At 41.5% G+C, this 20,866-nt stretch carries 17 protein-coding genes; 14 read left to right on the top strand and 3 right to left on the bottom strand.

The genetic code is table 11. The features are described from left to right. Positions 1-25 precede the first annotated feature (25 nt). Positions 26-994: an NAD(P)/FAD-dependent oxidoreductase gene (locus N8M95_RS07935; RefSeq protein WP_000081015.1), complete on the bottom strand. Its 969-nt coding sequence runs from the start codon at positions 992-994 to the stop codon at positions 26-28. 291 nt (positions 995-1,285) lie between these two features. Here N8M95_RS07935 and cdaA point away from each other — a divergent pair, with 291 nt between their 5' ends. The 9 genes from cdaA (at position 1,286) to N8M95_RS07890 (ending at position 10,234) form a co-directional block, all read left to right on the top strand. Then, positions 1,286-2,143 (top strand): diadenylate cyclase CdaA, encoded by an 858-nt coding sequence (gene cdaA / locus N8M95_RS07930; protein ID WP_049487014.1) that lies wholly within the window; start codon positions 1,286-1,288, stop codon positions 2,141-2,143. Continuing rightward, positions 2,130-2,909 carry a CdaR family protein gene (locus N8M95_RS07925; protein ID WP_042750804.1) on the top strand — a complete coding sequence of 260 codons (780 nt, stop codon included), beginning with the start codon at positions 2,130-2,132 and terminating at the stop codon, positions 2,907-2,909. Before cdaA ends, N8M95_RS07925 begins: the two co-directional genes overlap by 14 nt. 24 nt (positions 2,910-2,933) lie before the next feature. After that, positions 2,934-4,286 (top strand): phosphoglucosamine mutase, encoded by a 1,353-nt coding sequence (gene glmM / locus N8M95_RS07920; RefSeq protein WP_261116964.1) that lies wholly within the window; start codon positions 2,934-2,936, stop codon positions 4,284-4,286. A gap of 73 nt (positions 4,287-4,359) precedes the next feature. Continuing rightward, positions 4,360-4,734, top strand: coding sequence for a DUF1149 family protein (locus tag N8M95_RS07915; RefSeq protein WP_049487011.1), 375 nt, complete (start codon positions 4,360-4,362; stop codon positions 4,732-4,734). A 1-nt stretch (position 4,735) separates the two neighbouring features. Continuing rightward, the gene (locus tag N8M95_RS07910; RefSeq protein ID WP_261116963.1) at positions 4,736-5,584 is read left to right on the top strand and encodes a DegV family protein; all 849 of its coding nucleotides are present in this window, start codon (positions 4,736-4,738) and stop codon (positions 5,582-5,584) included. 267 nt (positions 5,585-5,851) lie between these two features. Continuing rightward, positions 5,852-6,619 carry a 4-hydroxy-tetrahydrodipicolinate reductase gene (gene dapB, locus N8M95_RS07905; protein WP_120718602.1) on the top strand — a complete coding sequence of 256 codons (768 nt, stop codon included), beginning with the start codon at positions 5,852-5,854 and terminating at the stop codon, positions 6,617-6,619. Next, entirely contained in the window at positions 6,616-7,815 is a 1,200-nt protein-coding gene (locus N8M95_RS07900; RefSeq protein ID WP_080709493.1) for a CCA tRNA nucleotidyltransferase, read from the top strand. Before dapB ends, N8M95_RS07900 begins: the two co-directional genes overlap by 4 nt. After that, positions 7,812-9,680: an ABC-F family ATP-binding cassette domain-containing protein gene (locus tag N8M95_RS07895; RefSeq protein ID WP_020901721.1), complete on the top strand. Its 1,869-nt coding sequence runs from the start codon at positions 7,812-7,814 to the stop codon at positions 9,678-9,680. Before N8M95_RS07900 ends, N8M95_RS07895 begins: the two co-directional genes overlap by 4 nt. Continuing rightward, positions 9,677-10,234 (top strand): hypothetical protein, encoded by a 558-nt coding sequence (locus N8M95_RS07890; protein WP_020901722.1) that lies wholly within the window; start codon positions 9,677-9,679, stop codon positions 10,232-10,234. Before N8M95_RS07895 ends, N8M95_RS07890 begins: the two co-directional genes overlap by 4 nt. 95 nt (positions 10,235-10,329) lie before the next feature. Here the strand turns inward: N8M95_RS07890 and mntE are convergent, their stop codons facing one another. Then, positions 10,330-11,523 carry a CDF family manganese efflux transporter MntE gene (gene mntE / locus N8M95_RS07885; protein ID WP_261116962.1) on the bottom strand — a complete coding sequence of 398 codons (1,194 nt, stop codon included), beginning with the start codon at positions 11,521-11,523 and terminating at the stop codon, positions 10,330-10,332. 307 nt (positions 11,524-11,830) lie between these two features. Between mntE and N8M95_RS07880 the strand changes: the two genes are divergently transcribed. The 4 genes from N8M95_RS07880 (at position 11,831) to yaaA (ending at position 17,462) form a co-directional block, all read left to right on the top strand. Continuing rightward, positions 11,831-14,527 (top strand): cation-translocating P-type ATPase, encoded by a 2,697-nt coding sequence (locus N8M95_RS07880; protein WP_261116961.1) that lies wholly within the window; start codon positions 11,831-11,833, stop codon positions 14,525-14,527. Positions 14,528-14,640: 113 nt separating this feature from the next. After that, on the top strand, positions 14,641-15,051 hold the full coding sequence (locus tag N8M95_RS07875) for a peptide deformylase (protein WP_078237849.1): 411 nt from the start codon (positions 14,641-14,643) through the stop codon (positions 15,049-15,051). Positions 15,052-15,062: 11 nt separating this feature from the next. Continuing rightward, positions 15,063-16,658 (top strand): hypothetical protein, encoded by a 1,596-nt coding sequence (locus tag N8M95_RS07870; protein WP_261116960.1) that lies wholly within the window; start codon positions 15,063-15,065, stop codon positions 16,656-16,658. 75 nt (positions 16,659-16,733) lie between these two features. Next, positions 16,734-17,462: a peroxide stress protein YaaA gene (gene yaaA / locus N8M95_RS07865; protein ID WP_261116959.1), complete on the top strand. Its 729-nt coding sequence runs from the start codon at positions 16,734-16,736 to the stop codon at positions 17,460-17,462. A 50-nt stretch (positions 17,463-17,512) separates the two neighbouring features. On the opposite strand, the gene pclR is transcribed toward yaaA, so the two are convergent. Next, positions 17,513-18,997 carry a virulence transcriptional activator PclR gene (gene pclR, locus N8M95_RS07860; RefSeq protein ID WP_261056143.1) on the bottom strand — a complete coding sequence of 495 codons (1,485 nt, stop codon included), beginning with the start codon at positions 18,995-18,997 and terminating at the stop codon, positions 17,513-17,515. Between the two features lie 217 nt (positions 18,998-19,214). On the opposite strand from pclR, the gene N8M95_RS07855 reads away from it, so the two are divergent. After that, the coding region (locus tag N8M95_RS07855; RefSeq protein ID WP_261116958.1) for a mucin-binding protein at positions 19,215-20,866 on the top strand (1,652 nt) is incomplete at its 3' end.

The following is a 20,866-nucleotide window of genomic DNA, read 5'->3' as shown; positions in this document are numbered from 1 at the left end:
TCGTATGTGACTCGTGGTTCTTTTTCTATAAACTAGTAGAGTGTTTTGGTTGTACTTTTTGTTCTGGGTCGATGTAGTTAATGGCATTGTTAACAGCGGTTGGTGCTTCTCCAAGCCCTGTCGCAATCAGATCAATTTTTCCGTCATAGTAGCAACAGTCACCGATAGCATAGATACCTGCTTGGCTAGATTCTTGCTTGCTATTGACGATAATCTTGTGACGGTTGAGGTCCAGACCCCAGTTTTTAAGGTTACCAACAGAAGATTTGAAACCATAGTTGACAAAGAGGTGGTCTAGGTCAATAGTTTCTGTTTCATCAGATTTGACTTTTGTGATTTCAAGTTTATCGAGTGTTTTTCCATCTCCAAGGAGTTGGCTAGGGACGAATGGTGTCTTGATGATCACAGAAGATTCCTGCAAAGCTTGGACACTGTGTTCCAAGGCGCGGAAATTATCTCTACGGTGGACAAGGGTAGTTGGCGCAATTTTTTCAAAAGCTAAAGCCCAATCAACAGCTGAGTCCCCACCACCCAGAATCGTCACTTTCTTACCAGCATATTGCTGAATGTTAGAAACGTGGTAGTGGATATTTTCATAGCCCTCAACGCCTTCTAGTTCCAGCGGACGTGGTTTGAAGGCACCACCCCCCATAGCAATGATAACAGTTTTAGACAGATGACTTCCTTTAGAAGTTGTGATGACAAATCCTTCTTCTTGTTTTTCAATCTCAAGAACCGTTTCGTTGAGATGAATAGGGGTATCAAAGCCATTTAATTGCTCGATTAGACGGTTAGTCAACTCTTCTCCAGTCAGGTTTGGGAAACCCGGGACGTCTAAAATTTCCTTTTCAGGGTAGAGAATAGCAGGTTGTCCACCTAGTTGGGGAAGAGAGTCGATGATTTGGACCTTGGCTTGGCGTAGGTGGGCATAGAAGGCTGCAAAAAGCCCGACAGGACCACCACCTACAATGGTAATATCATAGAGTTGAGACATGGTTTCTCCTTTGTTTTTTCTAGTCATACTCTTCGAAAATCAAATTCAAACCACGTCAGCGGCGCTTTACCGTAGCCATGGTTACTGACTTCGTCAGTTCTATCCACAACCTCAAAACAGTGTTTTGAGCAACCTGCGGCTAGCTTCCTAGTTTGCTCTTTGATTTTCATTGAGTATCAGTTTATTTTATCATATTTTTTCTTTAATTTAAAATGAAGTAGGATAGGGAAAAAAATGTCAGAAAAATGGTATAATAGAAAGGAACGTGTTTGGACAGAGAGGAGACAGCAGATGAACTTTCAACAATTATCCAACCTGCAATATTGGACTAGCTTGTTTTCTAGTCCTTGGAGTATTGCCATCAATGTGTTTGATATTTTGATTGTGGCCTATATTTTATATCGTTTTACAAAAGCGATAGCTGGTACCAAGATTATGATTTTGGTGCGGGGAGTTGTGATCTTTGTATTAGCCCAGGTTGTGGCCAATATCCTTGGTTTAACAACGATTTCTTGGTTGATTAATCAGATTATCACCTATGGTGTCATTGCTGCAGTTGTGATCTTCTCTCCAGAGATTCGGACTGGTTTGGAACGTTTGGGAAGGGCGACAGATTTCTTTTCTACTGCTCAAATTAGTGCAGAGGAGCAAATGATTCGTGCCTTTGTCAAGTCGGTTGAATATATGAGTCCTCGTAAGATTGGTGCTCTGGTTGCCATCCAACGAGTTCGGACCTTGCAAGAATACATTGCGACAGGGATTCCTTTGGATGCCAATATTTCAGCTGAACTCCTTATTAATATCTTTATCCCCAACACTCCCCTACACGATGGTGCTGTGATTATCAGAGAAAATCGGATTGCAGTCACCTCTGCCTATCTACCCTTAACAGAAAGCACAGGGATTTCAAAGGAATTTGGGACCAGACACCGGGCGGCTATCGGTTTGTCAGAAGTATCCGATGCCTTGACCTTCATCGTCTCAGAGGAAACAGGTGGCATTTCTATTACCTATAACGGTGTTTTCAAGCACGACTTGACGATTGAAGAATTTGAAGCAGAGCTACGAGCAATTCTTTTGCCAGTCGTTGAGGAAAAAGTCAGTTTCAAGGACCGTTTGTTAGGAGGTTGGAAATATGAGAAAAAATAGTCTATACATCATTTCATCTCTCTTTTTTGCTTGTATCTTATTCATCTATGCAACGTCAACCAACTTTCAAAATAGTAATACCGCAAGGCAGGTTAAATCAGAAACTTACACCAATACGATAACGAACGTTCCTATCGTTATTCACTATGATGATGACCAGTATTTCATTAGCGGATTTGCATCAGAAGTTTCAGTGGTATTAACCGGAGCCAATCGTGTGACCTTGGCCAGCGAAATGCAGGAGAGCACTCGTAAGTTTAAGGTAACTGCTGATTTGACGGATGCCAGTGTTGGAACGATTGAAGTTCCCTTGAATATTGAAAATCTTCCAAGTGGATTGACCGCTGTGGCAACGCCTCAAAAGATTACAGTGAAAGTTGGGAAGAAGGTTAAGCGAGATGGGATGCTTGTTGTGCCACAAGTTGACCAAAGCCAGATTGATCCCAAGTTACAAATTGATAGTATAACCGTGTCAAACGAACGAGTTTCGGTCACAACTGACCAGGAAACATTAGCTAAGATTGACAAAGTTATTGCGCTTTTACCAACCAGCGAACGCATAACAGGTAATTACAGTGGTTCAGTACCTTTGCAGGCAATCGATCGCAATGGTGTTGTCTTACCGGCAGTTATTACTCCGTTCGACACGACAATGAAGGTGACTACAAAACCAGTAGCACCAAGTTCAAGCACATCAAATTCAACTACAAGCAGTTCGTCGGAGACATCTTCGTCAACGAAAGCAACTAGTTCAAAAACAAATTAAAAATAGGAAAAGGATTTTATAAAAATGGGTAAATATTTTGGGACTGATGGAGTCCGTGGAGAAGCTAACGTAGAACTAACGCCAGAATTGGCCTTTAAGTTGGGACGTTTTGGAGGTTATGTTCTTAGCCAACATGAAACGGAAGCACCGAAAGTCTTTGTAGGACGTGACACACGTATTTCAGGAGAAATGCTAGAATCGGCCTTGGTTGCAGGTCTGCTTTCAGTTGGTATTCACGTATACAAACTAGGTGTTTTGGCAACACCAGCAGTAGCTTACTTGGTAAAAACTGAAGGAGCAAGTGCTGGTGTCATGATTTCTGCCAGCCACAATCCAGTCCTTGATAACGGAATTAAGTTCTTTGGCGGTGATGGCTTCAAACTGGACGATGAAAAAGAAGCAGAAATTGAAGCCTTGCTAGACGCTGCGGAAGATACTCTTCCTCGTCCAAGTGCAGAAGGCTTGGGAACCTTGGTAGATTATCCAGAAGGCTTGCGTAAGTATGAAGGCTATCTTGTTTCAACTGGAACTCCTCTTGAGGGAATGAAGGTTGCCTTGGACACAGCAAACGGTGCGGCGTCTACAAGTGCCCGTCAAATCTTTGCAGACCTTGGCGCTCAATTAACTGTTATCGGGGAAACACCAGATGGTCTTAACATCAACCTTAATGTTGGTTCAACTCACCCAGAAGCTCTTCAAGATGTGGTCAAAGAAAGCGGCTCAGCTATTGGTTTGGCCTTTGACGGAGACAGTGACCGTTTGATTGCTGTTGATGAAAATGGCGACATCGTTGATGGTGACAAGATTATGTACATCATCGGGAAATACCTTTCTGAAAAAGGACAATTGGCCCAAAATACAATCGTGACAACTGTTATGTCCAACCTTGGTTTCCACAAGGCCTTGGACCGTGAAGGCATTAACAAGGCAGTCACTGCAGTTGGCGACCGCTATGTTGTGGAAGAAATGAAAAAATCAGGCTACAACCTCGGTGGTGAACAGTCTGGTCACGTCATCTTGATGGACTACAATACAACTGGTGATGGTCAATTATCAGCTGTCCAATTGACAAAAATCATGAAGGAAACTGGTAAGAGCTTGTCAGAGTTGGCTGCAGAAGTAACTATCTATCCACAAAAATTAGTCAATATCCGAGTGGAAAATGCCATGAAGGAAAAGGCTATGGAAGTTCCAGCTATCAAGGCTATCATCGAGAAGATGGAAGAAGAAATGGCAGGCAATGGCCGTATCCTTGTTCGCCCAAGTGGAACAGAGCCCCTTTTGCGTGTCATGGCAGAAGCGCCTACAACAGAAGAAGTGGACTACTATGTTGATACTATCGCAGACGTAGTTCGAGCTGAAATCGGGATTGACTAAATCCTAGAAAACTAGATGAAAATAAAAAATTATGGTACAATAGCTTATAATATTGTAGCCAAGGGAGAAAGACATGAATCTTAAACGTGAACAAGAATTTGTTAGTCAGTATCATTTTGATGCGCGTAATTTTGAATGGGAAAATGAAAATGGAGCTCCTGAAACTAAGGTGGATGTGAACTTCCAATTACTCCAACATGACCAAGAAAATCAAGTGACATCTTTAGTGGTTGTCTTAAGTTTTATGATTGTCTTTGACAAATTTGTTATCAGTGGAACGATTTCCCAAGTTAACCATGTAGAAGGTCGTATTGTCAATGAACCAAGTGAGTTTAATCAAGAGGAAGTTGAAACTTTGGCTCGTCCATGTTTGAACATGCTTAACCGTTTGACTTACGAAGTAACTGAAATTGCATTAGACTTACCAGGAATCAATTTGGAGTTCTAATATGAAATTAGCTGTTATCACAGATTCTTCTGCCTATCTCAGTGCAGAGACCTTGCAAAGAGAAGATTTGTTTGTCTTGGATATTCCTGTCAATATTGATGGTGAAGAGTATGTCGAAGGCATCAATCTGACTGCTGAGGAATTTTACCAAAAAATGGCTCAGGCTTCTGAATTGCCTAAGACCAGTCAACCAAGTATTGCAAAGTTAGATGAGATTCTAACTTCGCTCAAAGAACAAGGCTATACACATGTTTTGGGGCTTTTCCTATCTTCTGGAATTTCAGGTTTTTACCAAAATATCCAGTATATGATAGAAGAATATGAGGGCTTAACCATTGCCTTCCCAGACACTTTGATTACAAGTGCTCCTCTGGGTATCATGGTTGAAAGTGTCTTTAATTGGCGAGACCAGGGCGATGATTTTGCTATTATTCAAGATAAGCTAGCTATTCAGATTAGTCACACATCTGCTTTCATCATGGTCGATGACTTGGACCACTTGGTTAAAGGTGGACGCCTTTCAAATGGGGCGGCTATTTTGGGTAATCTCCTAAGCATTAAGCCAATTCTTTATTTCAACGACCAAGGTGTGATTGAAGTGTACGAAAAAGTTCGTACTGAAAAGAAAGCAACCAAGCGTTTAATTGAGATTATCAAGGAAGCCACAGCTTCAGGCCAATACCGTATCATTGTCATTCACGGGAATGCTCCTGAAAAGGCTGAGGAATTGCGTCAGCACTTACTTGAATCTGGAGTAGGTATGGATGTTTCACTTGCTACATTTGGTAGTGTCATTGGAACACACCTAGGAGCAGGAAGCATTGCTCTAGGCTATATTCCAGTGATTTAGTTGGGACTTTTAGCTTAGTTAAGAAGTTAACAAATGAACACGCCTGAAACCTTGTGTGAAAAAGATAGTTCTTCCAAGGAGCATCTACTCCTTGATCAGACCTCCTATTTTCGCTTTGTGTTCTTACAGGCTTTGTATCTTAGAAATTGAACACGGACTACCTGCCTCATGAAAAAAGATGCCTGTCTTGCCTTTCATGGAAAGTCAGCGTCATTCCCTATTTTTCAAGGGCAGCTAACGTCCTTTGTATCTTAGTCAGGAGTAGAGATGAGTATTCGAGTAATTATTGCTGGTTTTAAGGGAAAGATGGGCCAGGCTGCTTGTCAGATGGTCTTGGCTGATCCAGACTTGGACTTGGTAGCAGTTTTGGATCCTTTTGAGTCTGAGTCAGAATGGCAGGGAATTCCTGTTTTCAAGGAGAAGGCTGATTTGGTCGATTTTGAAGCGGATGTCTGGGTAGACTTTACTACACCAGCTGTTGCCTATGAAAATACACGCTTTGCTCTTGAAAATGGCTTTGCTCCAGTAGTTGGAACGACTGGTTTTACCAGTGAAGAAATTGCAGAGTTAAAAGAATTTTCTCGTGCCCAAGACTTGGGTGGCTTGATCGCCCCTAACTTTGCCTTGGGTGCTGTCTTGCTCATGCAATTTGCGACGCAGGCTGCCAAATATTTCCCAAATGTGGAGATTATCGAGCTCCATCATGACAAGAAAAAGGATGCCCCGAGTGGAACAGCTATTAAAACAGCTGAGTTAATGGCAGAAGTTCGAGAGTCAATCCAGCAAGGTGCGCCTGATGAGGAAGAATTGATTGCAGGTGCCCGTGGTGCTGACTTTGATGGTATGCGTATCCACTCAGTTCGTTTGCCAGGTTTGGTAGCCCATCAGGAAGTCATCTTTGGCAGTCAGGGAGAAGGATTGACCCTGCGTCATGACTCCTATGATCGTAGCTCCTTCATGACAGGGGTGAATTTGGGAATTAAAGAAGTTGTCAAGCGTCATGAGCTTGTCTATGGATTAGAACACTTATTATGAGATTAACGCAAATGCCTTCTGAATTTCAGAAGGCTTTACCAGTATTAGAAAAAATTAAAGAAGCAGGTTTTGAGGCCTACTTTGTTGGGGGCTCTGTTCGAGATGCCCTACTCAATCGCCCTATCCATGATGTGGATATTGCGACGTCTTCTTATCCAGAAGAGACCAAGCAGATTTTTCCGCGAACAGCCGATATCGGAATCGAGCATGGAACCGTCTTGGTTTTAGATGGGGATGAGGAGTATGAGGTAACCACATTTCGGACAGAAGATGTCTATGTGGACTATCGAAGACCCAGTGCGGTTTCCTTTGTGCGTTCGCTAGAAGAAGACCTCAAGCGCCGTGATTTCACAGTTAATGCCTTTGCCTTGGATGAGACAGGAGAAATCATTGACTTGTTCCATGGTTTAGAAGATTTGGAAAACCAAGTCTTGCGAGCAGTTGGAGTAGCTAGTGAGCGTTTCAACGAAGATGCTTTGCGGATTATGCGTGGTTTCCGTTTTCAAGCCAGTCTTGGCTTCGAACTTGAGCCAGAAACATTTAAAGCTATGAAGACTTTGACGCCACTTTTGGAGAAAATTTCTGTGGAGCGTACCTTCGTTGAGTTTGATAAACTCTTGCTGGCTCCCTTTTGGAGAAGGGGCTTGGCTTCCATGATTGAGAGTCAAGCTTATGACTATCTCCCTGATATGGCATCTAGCCAGGATAAGCTCAACAGACTGTTTGATTTGGAGACTAGTTTTACTTTTGAATCCTCTGAACAAGCCTGGGCGGCTCTACTGTGGGCTTTGGATATTGAAAATGTGCAGCCATTTTTGAAGGATTGGAAGACCTCACGCCAGTTTGCCAAGCAAGTTCAGGATTTGCTGACTATTTTGGCCTTGCGTGAAAAGGGAGAATTGAGCAAGCGCGATTGTTATCGCTTTGATTTAGATTTACTTTTACAGGCTGAAAATCTTCGTCAGGCTCAGGGAAAACAAGTCAACCAACAAGTCATCACAGAAACCTACCAGAGTTTGACCATTCATGACAAGAAAGAAATCCAAATCAACGGTGGTATTTTGATCAAGGAATATGGTTATCAGCCGGGCCCAGACTTGGGAGAAATTTTAACAGAGATAGAGTTTGCCATTGTCGATGGTGACTTGGAGAATGACCGTCAAGCCATCCATGCTTATCTAAGGGAGAAAAAATGAGTGATTTTATCGTTGAAAAACTAAGTAAATCCGTTGGTGACAAGACCGTTTTTAAGGATATTTCCTTTATTATCCATGACTTGGATAGAATTGGTTTAATAGGTGTTAATGGAACGGGCAAGACTACCCTTTTGGATGTCCTTTCTGGTGTTTCTGGCTTTGATGGGGATGTCAGTCCCTTTTCAGCTAAGAATGATTACCAGATTGGTTACTTGACCCAAGATCCTGATTTTGATGATAGCAAGACGGTTTTGGATACGGTTCTATCTAGTGACCTCAAGGAAATCCAGCTTATTCGTGAGTATGAATTGATTATGCTCAACTACAGTGAGGACAAGCAGGCGCGTTTGGAACGGGTCATGGCAGAGATGGATTCTCTACAAGCTTGGGAAATTGAGAGTCAGGTCAAGACGGTTCTCAGCAAGCTGGGGATTCAGGACTTATCGACTCCAGTTGGGGAATTGTCAGGTGGTTTGAGAAGACGCGTCCAGTTGGCGCAAGTCTTACTTGGCAACCACGACCTCTTGCTTCTGGATGAGCCAACCAACCATCTGGACATTGCGACCATTGAGTGGCTGACCCTCTTTTTAAAAAATTCTAAGAAAACTGTCCTTTTTATTACCCACGACCGTTATTTCCTAGACGCTTTGTCAACTCGGATTTTCGAATTGGATCGCGCAGGCTTGACCGAATATCAGGGCAATTATCAGGACTATGTTCGCCTAAAGGCGGAACAGGATGAGCGCGACGCGGCTCTTCTTCACAAAAAAGAACAACTCTACAAACAAGAATTGGCCTGGATGCGCAGACAACCGCAGGCGCGTGCGACCAAGCAGCAGGCTCGTATCAATCGTTTCCACGACCTGAAAAAGGAAGTTTCAGGCGGCGTTGTTGAAACAGATTTGACCATGAACTTTGAAACCAGTCGGATTGGGAAGAAAGTTATCGAGTTTCAGGATGTTTCTTTTGCCTATGAAAACAAGCCCATTTTGCAAGATTTTAATCTCTTGGTGCAGGCTAAAGACCGTATTGGAATCGTTGGGGACAATGGTGTTGGGAAATCAACCCTGCTCAACCTGATTGCAGGAAGTCTTGAGCCAACTAAAGGACAAGTTGTGATTGGGGAAACTGTTCGTATCGCCTATTTCTCTCAACAAATTGAGGGCTTGGATGAAAGCAAGCGAGTGATCAATTACTTGCAGGAAGTGGCAGAAGAGGTCAAGACCAGCGGTGGTTCTACGACTTCGATTGCAGAGCTGCTGGAGCAGTTTCTTTTCCCACGTTCGACGCATGGAACCTTGATTGAGAAATTGTCAGGGGGAGAGAAAAAACGTCTTTATCTTCTCAAATTGCTCTTGGAAAAACCAAATGTTCTTCTTTTAGATGAGCCAACCAATGATTTGGATATTGCAACCTTGACAGTTTTGGAGAATTTCTTGCAAGGCTTTGCTGGTCCAGTTTTGACAGTTAGCCATGACCGTTATTTCTTGGATAAGGTAGCGACCAAGATTCTCGCTTTTGAGGATGGTAAAATTCGTCCTTTCTTTGGTCATTACACCGACTATCTTGATGAAAAAGCCTTTGAAACAGAGATGGCCAATCAAGTGCAAAAGGCCGAAAAGGAGAAAGTGGTCAAGGTCCGTGAAGACAAGAAACGCATGACCTACCAAGAAAAGCAGGAGTGGGCAAGTATTGAAGGCGATATTGAAGCTTTGGAAAACCGTATCGCTGCTATTGAAGAGGAGATGCAGGCTAATGGGTCCGACTTTGGTAAGCTGGCTACTCTCCAAAAAGAACTAGATGAGAAAAACGAAGCACTCCTTGAAAAATACGAACGCTATGAATATTTAAGTGAGTTGGCATGATGGAAGAAAAAGTCATTAAACGTAGTCCCAAGAAAATCATTTGGAATGCCTTGTTTGGTCTTTTCTTCTTGTTACCTCTCTATTATCTCTATTCGTATTCGCAAAAGGGGACCAGACTTCATACGATAAGTCTTTTGTTTATGCTGGTTTTACTTTTTTTGGGTGTAGTAGTAGTTTATCTGACTTACAGACTTTTAAGTTTGGACAAGGAGTATTTGAGATTTACTGTTCAGGGATTTTACTACAAACCGAATCCAAAGAAATCGAGTCATTTCTATGCTTGGGCTGATGTAGAGGAATTTTCCTTCTCTCGGATTGGAGGGAAGTATAGGAATTCCTATCAGATTGAAGTTTATTTTAAAAACAAGGACAATGCGAGATCCCAATCACTTCTATCTTTACTGAAGAGAAGTTGTTTCCCTTTTTATCAGTCAGCAGATTTGATTATCCCTATCATTTTACTAGATGTAGATTTTCCTGAAAGGGTCTATGAGGCCATGAAGTACTATGAAAGGGAATGGCGTATCGAGCAAAATCGTCAAGCAAGGAAATAGACAAAACAAGCTTCTAAAACCAAATCTTCCAAATGCTTATAAGATAGTTTAGGTTAAAGAAAATCAATCAAAAAAGCCCTATCCACTGGATAGGGTTACTGTTTGTCTTCTTTTTTGGTTTCTTGATGAAAGACATTTTGCCAAGTTTCGTGGCGACGCCAGATACTGGTATGGACGATACCATCTAACTCATAGCTGATGAGTTTGGTCTTTTGACTGATGGAAGTGATTTGAATATCCTTGATAGCTGAATTTAACTCTTTTTCGGCTTTATAGGCCTCTTTATCCATCTGATTTCCATCTTGGCGAATATAGACAAAATCATCAGCCAAGAGTTCTTCCAGTTGATTTCCTTGGTCAATCAATTGTTCACGCATAAGCAATTTTTTATAGACATTGTCTAAAATTTCATCCTCAGGGATAGGCGCCGGTTCGATATGGACATCGGTATCAAAGACGCCAAAATGCTCCTCCAGCATAGACTCGACCTGATCCGCAATTTCATGACTCTCAAAAACAGACAAGTCAGGATTCATTTCTAACGTGATATCAAGGTAGATGTTGCTACCGTAGGTACGACCTCTTTGGGACTTAACCTTGCTGATTTTGGGAATTTCCATGATGGCCTTTTGATAATCCTCAAGCAGACGGTCGTCAAAACCATCTGAAAGACTAAAGGAAGACTCGATGAAGATATCATAGGCCGTTTTCAAGATAAAGAAAGTGATGATGATAGCGACCAGTTTATCCACAATGGGATAATTGAAACTGCTGGCCAGTATGGCAATGGTGGTACCAAGTGAGGTAACAGCATCAGAAAGATTGTCCTTGGCGGCAGCCTTCAGGGCCTTGGAGTTGGATTTCTTACTGAGGCGAGTGTTGTAGAGATACACCACAAACATAATCGTTGCAGAAATGATTCCTAGAGTTGCACCCAGAGGATCAATAACCGTTTCTTCTCGACTGAGAATCTTCTGAATGGTATCACGAAGTACATCGAAGCCGACATAGAACATGATGATAGAAGTGATCAAGCTAGCCAAATCTTCAATCTTCCAGTGACCGAAACGGTGGTCCCGGTCTGCAGGCTGGCGCGCCATCCGTATCCCAATTAAGAGGGCCACATTTCCAATGATATCCGATACGTTGTTAAAACCATCGGCCACCAAACTGGATGAATGAAGGAGGTGGCCAGTTGCTAATTTGGCTGCAGACAAGATCAAATAGGTCGAAATACTGATAATGGCCCCACGCTCAGCTAACTTGAGATTTGAGATAGATTGCTTCATTCAACTTCCTTTCTAGTCATATAGCATTCTACCATTATACTGGTTTTCAAGGGAAAATTCAAATAAGGCAGTTTTTACTCTTTGAAAACCTTTCAAAATTTGGTATAATAGAACTACTCAAGGGAGTAGCTGGCAGAAACCTGTGATAGTGTCGTCATTCCGAATTTTATACTGAAAAGTATGCTTTCCGGCCCTATCTTAAACAGCGAGACTTGTTATGATTAACAGGTCTCTTTTTGTTTGTCGTTAAAAGATACGATGAGGAAAAAGAGAGTCTGTTTTGCACACAATGTCAAGGAGGAGACACATGTCAAAAGAACAAAAACGCCAAGCGTTTTACACTCAGAGTCCTGAAGAGGTCTTGAAGGCTGTGGATGCGACCGAGCAAGGTTTGTCATCAAGTGAGGCAGAAAAGCGCCTTGCAGAATTTGGCCACAATGAACTCGAAGAAGGCGAGAAACGATCAATCCTGGTCAAATTCATCGAGCAATTTAAGGATTTGATGATTATCATCCTAGTTGCGGCAGCAATCTTGTCAGTCGTGACTTCTGGTGGGGAAGATATCGCAGATGCTATTATCATTTTAGCCGTGGTTATCATTAACGCTGCCTTTGGTGTATACCAAGAAGGAAAAGCAGAAGAAGCCATCGAAGCCCTCAAATCTATGTCAAGTCCAGCTGCTCGCGTTCTTCGTGATGGCCACATGGCAGAGATTGATTCAAAAGAATTGGTGCCTGGAGATATTGTTGCTCTTGAAGCAGGTGACGTGGTACCAGCGGACCTACGTTTGCTAGAAGCTAATTCTCTTAAAATCGAAGAAGCAGCCTTGACAGGTGAGTCTGTGCCAGTCGAAAAAGACTTGACAGTTGAACTTGCTGCAGATGCTGGTATTGGTGACCGTGTCAATATGGCCTTCCAAAACTCAAATGTGACTTATGGTCGCGGTATGGGTGTTGTTGTAAATACTGGTATGTACACTGAAGTTGGTCATATCGCTGGTATGCTTCAAGATGCAGATGAGACAGATACACCACTTAAACAAAACTTGAACAACCTTTCTAAGGTCTTGACCTATGCTATCTTGGTCATTGCCCTTGTTACTTTTGTAGTGGGTGTCTTCATTCAAGGGAAAAATCCACTTGGTGAGTTGATGACCTCTGTTGCCCTTGCTGTTGCAGCCATCCCAGAAGGGCTTCCTGCTATCGTGACTATCGTTCTTGCCCTTGGTACTCAAGTTTTGGCCAAACGTAGCTCTATCGTTCGTAAGTTGCCAGCAGTTGAAACACTTGGCTCAACTGAAATCATTGCTTCTGATAAGACTGGTACGCTGACTATGAACAAGATGACAGTCGAAAAAGTCTTCTACGATGCAGTCCTACATGACTCAGCTGATGATATTGAACTGGGTCTTGAAATGCCCCTACTTCGTTCAGTTGTCTTGGCCAATGATACGAAAATTGATGTGGAAGGCAACCTGATTGGTGACCCAACAGAAACAGCCTTCATCCAGTATGCCTTGGATAAGGGTTACGATGTCAAAGGTTTCATAGAGAAATATCCACGCGTAGCTGAGTTGCCATTTGACTCTGACCGTAAGCTCATGTCAACGGTTCACCCATTGCCAGATGGTAAATTCCTTGTGGCGATTAAAGGTGCGCCAGACCAACTTTTGAAACGTTGTGTTCTTCGTGATAAGGCTGGGGATATTGCTCCGATTGATGAGAAGGTTACAAACCTCATCCATACAAACAACTCTGAAATGGCCCACCAAGCCTTGCGTGTCCTTGCAGGTGCTTATAAGATTATTGACAGCATTCCAGAAAATCTGACTTCTGAAGAGCTTGAAAATGATTTAATCTTTACTGGTTTGATTGGGATGATTGACCCTGAACGCCCTGAAGCTGCTGAGGCTGTTCGTGTAGCCAAGGAAGCTGGCATCCGTCCAATCATGATTACGGGTGATCACCAAGACACTGCAGAAGCTATTGCCAAACGTTTGGGAATCATTGACGCAAATGATACAGAAGGCCACGTTTTAACTGGTGCTGAACTCAACGAACTATCTGATGAAGACTTTGAAAAAGTAGTTGGTCAATACTCTGTTTATGCCCGTGTGTCTCCAGAACACAAGGTTCGTATCGTCAAGGCTTGGCAAAAACAAGGTAAAGTCGTTGCCATGACAGGTGACGGTGTCAATGATGCTCCGGCTTTGAAAACAGCAGATATCGGTATCGGTATGGGAATCACTGGTACAGAGGTTTCTAAGGGGGCTTCTGACATGATTCTTGCAGATGATAACTTTGCGACTATCATCGTTGCAGTGGAAGAAGGACGTAAGGTCTTCTCAAACATTCAAAAGACTATTCAGTATCTACTTTCTGCCAATACTGCTGAAGTATTAACTATCTTCCTATCAACCTTGTTTGGTTGGGACGTCTTGCAGCCAGTTCATCTTTTGTGGATCAACTTGGTAACGGATACCTTCCCAGCAATTGCACTAGGTGTTGAACCTGCTGAGCCTGGTGTTATGAACCATAAACCACGTGGACGCAAGGCAAGCTTCTTCTCAGGTGGTGTTTTGAGTTCTATCATCTATCAAGGTGTACTCCAAGCAGCTATTGTTATGAGTGTTTATGGCCTTGCTCTTCTTTACCCAGTTCATGTGGGTGACAATCATGCCATTCATGCAGATGCCCTTACTATGGCCTTTGCAACCCTTGGTTTGATTCAACTCTTCCATGCCTATAATGTCAAGTCTGTTTACCAATCCATCTTGACAGTTGGCCCATTCAAGTCTAAGACCTTCAACTGGTCCATCCTGGTATCCTTCATCCTTCTCATGGCAACAATCGTCGTAGAACCGCTTGAAGGAATCTTCCACGTAACCAAACTAGACTTGTCTCAATGGGGAATTGTTATGGCTGGAAGCTTCTCAATGATTATTATTGTCGAAATGGTCAAGTTTGTTCAACGTAAACTCGGTTTTGACAAGAATGCGATTTAAAAAAAGTCATCTTCGGATGGCTTTTTGTTACAGTTGAGGGAAAGGGCTTGCAGTTATCGGCTTTTGTGCTATAATTGCTATAATATAGTAAAAAGTAAGTGGAGTGTGAGGAAGTGGAGAAGAAAATTGTAAAGGATATTTTGTTTTTATCTCAGGTGTCTCAGCCGGCAAGTCAGGAAGACCTTTATCTTGCTAGAGATTTGCAGGATACGCTTTTAGCAAATCGTGAGACTTGTGTCGGTCTGGCTGCCAATATGATTGGGGTGCAGAAGCGCGTGATTATCTTTAATCTTGGCTTGGTTCCTGTGGTCATGTTTAACCCAGTGCTCCTGTCCTCTGAAGGAGTTTATGAGACAGAGGAAGGTTGTTTGTCCTTGACAGGTGTGAGACCTACTAAGCGTTATGAAACTATAAGGGTTGCCTATTGTGACAGCAAGTGGCAGGAACAGACCATTACTTTGACAGGTTTCCCAGCTCAGATTTGCCAGCATGAACTGGATCACTTGGAAGGACGAATCATTTAGGAGGAAAGCAAATGAAACGAATAGTCTTTGAACTTATTTTTATCGCAACGACCTGGTATATCTTTTTACCGCCTCTTAACCTGACCAGCTGGGAATTTCTCTTTTTCCTCTGTGGGCATTTGTTAGTTGTGGCAATCTTATTTGGTTTTGGCAAGGGAATCAATCTGGTCAAAACAGTTCACGTGCGTCATGGCAAGGCGGAAGCAGCCTTAAATTTTGAGGGTTTCAAAATCAATCGGTTAGGGAAAATTCTTTTTGCTTCTATTGGAGGAATTCTTCTCTTGGCTGGTTTAGTTTCCTTGGTGACCTCCAGCATTTTTCAGGCTAAAAATTATGCCAATGTAGTCACGGTTACGGAAAAAGACTTTACTGATTTTCCTAAGACTGATACCAGTAAGGTTCCTATTTTAGATAGAAGTACTGCTGAAAAAATTGGGGACCGCTACTTGGGTTCCCTAACAGATAAGGTGTCGCAGTACGTAGCGGCAGATACCTATACCCAATTGACAATTGATGGGAAGCCTTATCGGGTTACACCGCTAGAATACGCAGATCCTATCAAGTGGTTTAATAATCAGGCCAAGGGAATCGGCGAGTATATCAAGGTAGACATGGTGACTGGAAATGCGGACTTGGTGGACTTGAAGACACCAATCAAGTATTCGGATTCGGAGTATTTTAACCGTGATGTCAAGCGTCACCTGCGCTTGAAGTACCCAACTAAAATCTTCAAGACTCCATCTTTTGAGGTGGACGATGAAGGTAATCCTTTCTATGTGGCTACGGTTTACCAAAAGCAATTTGGACTTGCGGTTCCCCGTCCTGTTTCAGTCATTATCTTGGATGCTACAAATGGAGAAACCAAGGAATACAGCTTATCAGAAGTCCCAGAATGGGTAGACAGGGTCTATCCAGCTGAGGAAACCATTGAGCAAATCAACTACAACGGCAAGTACAAGGATGGTTTCTGGAATGCTATGATTTCCAAGAAAAACGTGACCCAGACTACCAAGGGCTATAATTACTTGTCTATCGGCAATGACATCTATCTCTACACAGGTGTGACGTCGGCCAATGCAGATGAAAGTAATCTTGGTTTTATCCTAGAAAATATGCGAACAGGAGAAATCACTAAGTACAGCTTGGCTTCTGCGACCGAAGAATCAGCCCGTGAATCAGCCGAAGGTGCTGTTCAGGAGAAATCCTACAAGGCAACCTTCCCAATCCTCATCAACCTCAATGACAAGCCTCTCTACATCATGGGCTTGAAGGACAATGCTGGTTTGGTCAAAGAGTACGCCTTGGTTGATGCAGTCGAGTACCAAAATGTTATCGTAGCAACGACAGTGGAAGAACTACTCAGTAAGTATGCCAATAAAAACGATCTTGAAATTGACAATGCAACAACTGAAAGCATCAAGGGTGTGGTATCAGACCTCAAATCAGCTGTTATTAAGGGAGACACTGTCTACTTCTTTAAAGTTGATGGCAAGATTTACAAGGTTAAGGCATCGGTATCAGACGACCTCCCTTACCTTGAAAATGGTAAAACCTTCGAAGGTCAAGTAGGAAAAGACAATTATCTCAAGACATTTAAAGTGCAGTAAGATAAACCTCGGTCAAACCGAGGTTTTTCAGATGAATTTCTTGGTAGTGGCAAAAAAATATGCTACACTATCAATATGAAAATTTTAATCCCAACAGCAAAAGAAATGAACACAGACTTGCCAAGTATTGAAGCCACTCCTTTAAAGCCAGAAAGTCAGGCTGTGCTGGATGCCTTGGCTCTCTATTCTGCTAGTCAATTGGAGAGTTTTTACAAAGTTTCAGCCGGGAAAGCTGCGGAAGAATTTCAAAATATCCAAACTTTAAAAAAACAAACTGCTCAACACTATCCAGCTCTGAAACTTTTTGATGGGCTTATGTATCGCCACATCAAGCGAGACAAACTGACCGAGGCAGAACAAGCCTATTTTGAAAATCATGTCTTTATTACTTCGGCTTTGTACGGAGTCGTTCCAGCCTTGTCGCCTATGTCCCCTCACCGTTTGGACTTTTTGATGAAGTTAAAAGTCGCTGGTAAGACTTTGAAGATCCATTGGAAGACAGCCTATGATGAGACTATGAATGGTGAAGACCTAATTTTCTCCCTCTTGTCATCAGAATTTGAGACTGTATTTTCTAAGGAAATCAGAGAAAAGATGGTGACCTTCAAATTCATGGAGGACAAAGGTGGTCAGCTGAAAATTCACTCAACTATCTCCAAGAAAGCGCGTGGTGCCTTCCTGACAGCCCTTATAGAAAATCAAGTACAGACGGTGGAAGAAGCTCGTCGCTTAAGCTTTGCAGGATTTAACTACCGAGAAGACCTGTCACAGCCACAGGAATTGGTTTTTGTAAAGGAAGTATAGAAAATAGATAAAAGAAAAAGTCAGCAGAATTATGCTGACTTTTTTCTATCTTATAAAGTATTGGATATATGAATCTCATTTGATAAAGTATTAAGATGATTAACCAAATCCATTATTGACAGATGATTTTGACAAATAAACTTCTTGGTAATTCCTGGAATATAGAAATTAGACACGATGATATCATAACCTGTCTGATTTAAAATCTCAGGGCTTGTTTCTAATTCATCCCAAGTATCAAAGGTGAATCGATTGTTACAATAGTATGTAAGCATATCCTTTAAAGTAAGTGATAGGGCGTGGTCAAAGTTACTGATAATCAAAACCTTGATAGGTGGTCGATTTTCTAACAACTGAGTAGAGAGGTTTTCAGCATGGGTTAAGATGGTGTACATCAAGTGTTCCAACTGTTCAGGATGGTCATGCTGTCCAATCGCCTGACGGTATTGGGCTAGTTCTTGACGTGCACTCCCCATAAAGTCTGGGAAGTAAACTTCAAATTTTTTAATCGTCAATGCTTTTTGTTCAAATAAGATTGGGGTAGAAAAGATTTCCTGTCTTTCAAAGAAAGCAGTGTTGTGCAAATGCCAAATAAGCTCATCGTGGTTGGTAAAAGTAATCTTATATTGTTTTGATAGGCGTTCTAATATTTGACTAAGTAATTGGTATGAGTATCTAGCTTCACTGTTTTCTTCTAATGAATTAAAGAACTCTTGAGGATCTAAGAAAAGATTGTTTTGAATAAAGGAAATAAAAATTTGTGCGATGATATCTGGAGTGATTTCCAGTCCCAGTTTTTCAGAAAAATGGACAAGTATCTCCTCAAAGTTTGGAATACTCATCAAAAGAGGGTAGTATTCATCGTTAAAATGATTGGGTAAGTCGACGAAATGACCACTTTTGATGCGGTAAATACTGATAGCTATCATCAATTTATACATTCTATAAATTGAAAATCGCATCGGGTAATTCGTGATTTTATAGAAGAAATCAGCAAACTCTGTTAAATCCTCTTCAGGAAGGTCAGGAAAAGGCCAGTCTAGGAAATAATAGCGCTCAGAAAAATATTGGGCAAAAAAATAGCGAATATCGATTTCATTCCCACGTATTTCGGATGGAGTAAATGATAGTTCAATTTGGAATTGAGTTGACAGAGTTTTTGTAATATTTCTGCCCAATCGATAGAGGTTGGCATTACTAGAGTGAAGATTTTCTATTGTTCGATAAATAGGTAGGCCCTCATTAAAAAACATATACTCTAGTAATCGAAAAGATTGAGAATGAGCAAGAAAATATTGATAAACATCTTCAACGCTAGTATTAACTTCTAAATCTATCATAATTCCGTTAACAGAAGACTGGATATCGATAGTTGGAAAGGCAGCACGCAATTCATTTAAATCACTTTTTAAGATTCGTTCAGTACATCCTAATTCGTCGGCAAGTTCATGTAATTTCATCCAATCACGATGTTGGATTAGGGTTTCCATTAAACGTAATTGTCGCTGATCTTTCGTAGATAAAAGGTTACGCATATAGGTATTTTCCTCCTATTTTCATTATATCATATTATTGTCTAAAGTGTACAAAAATGTCGGAGTAGAAAAAGCGTCTGAATTAGTCAGAAAAATTAGAATAATATAAGTGGCTTTTAGGTACAAAAAGAGAATATATTAATTGTATAGAAAATATTGATTTATATATCAAATAGTTGTAGAGTGGGAATTATAAAATATTATCTAGGAGTTCAAAATGAAACATTCACATAAGAAATCATTTGACTGGTATAGCATGCAACAACGATACTCTATTCGTAAGTATCACTTTGGTGCAGCTAGTGTCTTGCTCGGGACAGCCTTAGTCTTGGGAACTGCTGCCAATGCGCAAGCAGTACAAGCAGAGGAACATAACCCAGAAGCTACTAACAGTGTTTCTGTTGATAAGGTAGAAGAAGCTACAAAACCAGCAGAAGTTGCTACACCTAAAAAAGAAACAACCTATGCAGCTCCAACTGTAGCTAATCCAGTAGAAACGACTCCAGCTAAAACTGAAGAAGCTACTAAACCAGCAGAAAAAGTTGAAGAAGCAAAAGATAAAAAAGAGGAAGTAAAGCAGCAAGATGCTGTTGACAAGTCAAAATTGTTAACGGCTCTTTCGCGCGCAGAAAAATTGGAGCTTAAGTTATACACTGAAGACAGTGTAAAACGCCTTCAAACTAGTATCCAATCTGCTAAAGGATTATTAAATAAAGCAGATGTGGCAGAGTCAGAATTATCTCAAGCAGAGTCTGATCTTCAAGCAGCAGTTATCGCTTTGGAACTTAGAGGGACAACTACAACTAAAGTTGCTGATAAAATTGAAGTAGTGAGCAAAATTGAATCTGCTGAAAAGAAAAATACAGAATCAAAGGTGGCTGAAAAAACTTCTGAAGTAGATAAAGAGTCAGTAGAAAAAGATAAAACTGCCTTAAAACCTGTAAAGGGACTTCGAGTTGAAGATGCAAAGGCAAATATAAAAGGCGGATGGAATATTCCGTTAGATCAAGAAGCGAGCTTGAGATTAAAGAGTGCTATTGAGGCTCATGCAGCACAAGGTAGTTCGCGTCGTCGGAAACGTGCTATCGGAGATTTGGATTATACTTTCAAGAAAGTTATGACACCGGTCAATCCAGGTTTCTACGCAGATGCCAAGAGTGTTGATGAGTTAACAGTTAACCCAGACTATATAAATGAAACAGTTGTCAACGTTTGGTATAAAGACTTAGGTTATATCAATTTAGTTGACAAAGATGGACATTACATCAATTCAAATGGTGAGGTAGTCGAGAATAAAGAAGATGCTATTCGTCGACAATATAAAAACGATTTTAATGACACAACAAGAGCAGATGTTACTGAAATTCCTCAAGCACCAGTTGGTTGGAAAATTAGTGACAACCAATCTATTCGCGGATATGATGCAGAAACTAAAACTATTGATCCAAACGATGATAGTGATTTAGATGCTGTTGGTAAAGATTCTAATGTAGTCATTGAAAAAGAAAATCAAAAAGCTGTTATCCGTTATGTAAGTACTAACGGTAACCGCGTTCTCACAACAGATGAAGTGACAGGTAAGTCAGGTGAAGCCATTGCCTACAGCACAACAAGTCAAATCACAGAATTCAAGAAACAAGGCTATAAGCTTGTCAGCGATGAATTCACAGCAGGTGGTGCGAAGGTTTATGACTACGATACAGCACGTGACCAAGTCTACACTGTAACCCTTTCAGAACGTGTTGAACCAGTTAACCCAGATAACCCAACTCCACAACCAAACACCCCAGTCAATCCAGGACAACCAGATAGCCCACGTTGGCCAGGAACCGTTGAAAACTTGGATAACAAGGAAAGTGTTAGCCGTAC

This window comes from Streptococcus mitis, assembly GCF_946190325.1.
In the GTDB taxonomy this organism is placed as follows: domain Bacteria; phylum Bacillota; class Bacilli; order Lactobacillales; family Streptococcaceae; genus Streptococcus; species Streptococcus mitis_CF.
This window is presented reverse-complemented; position numbering and strand designations above follow the sequence as displayed.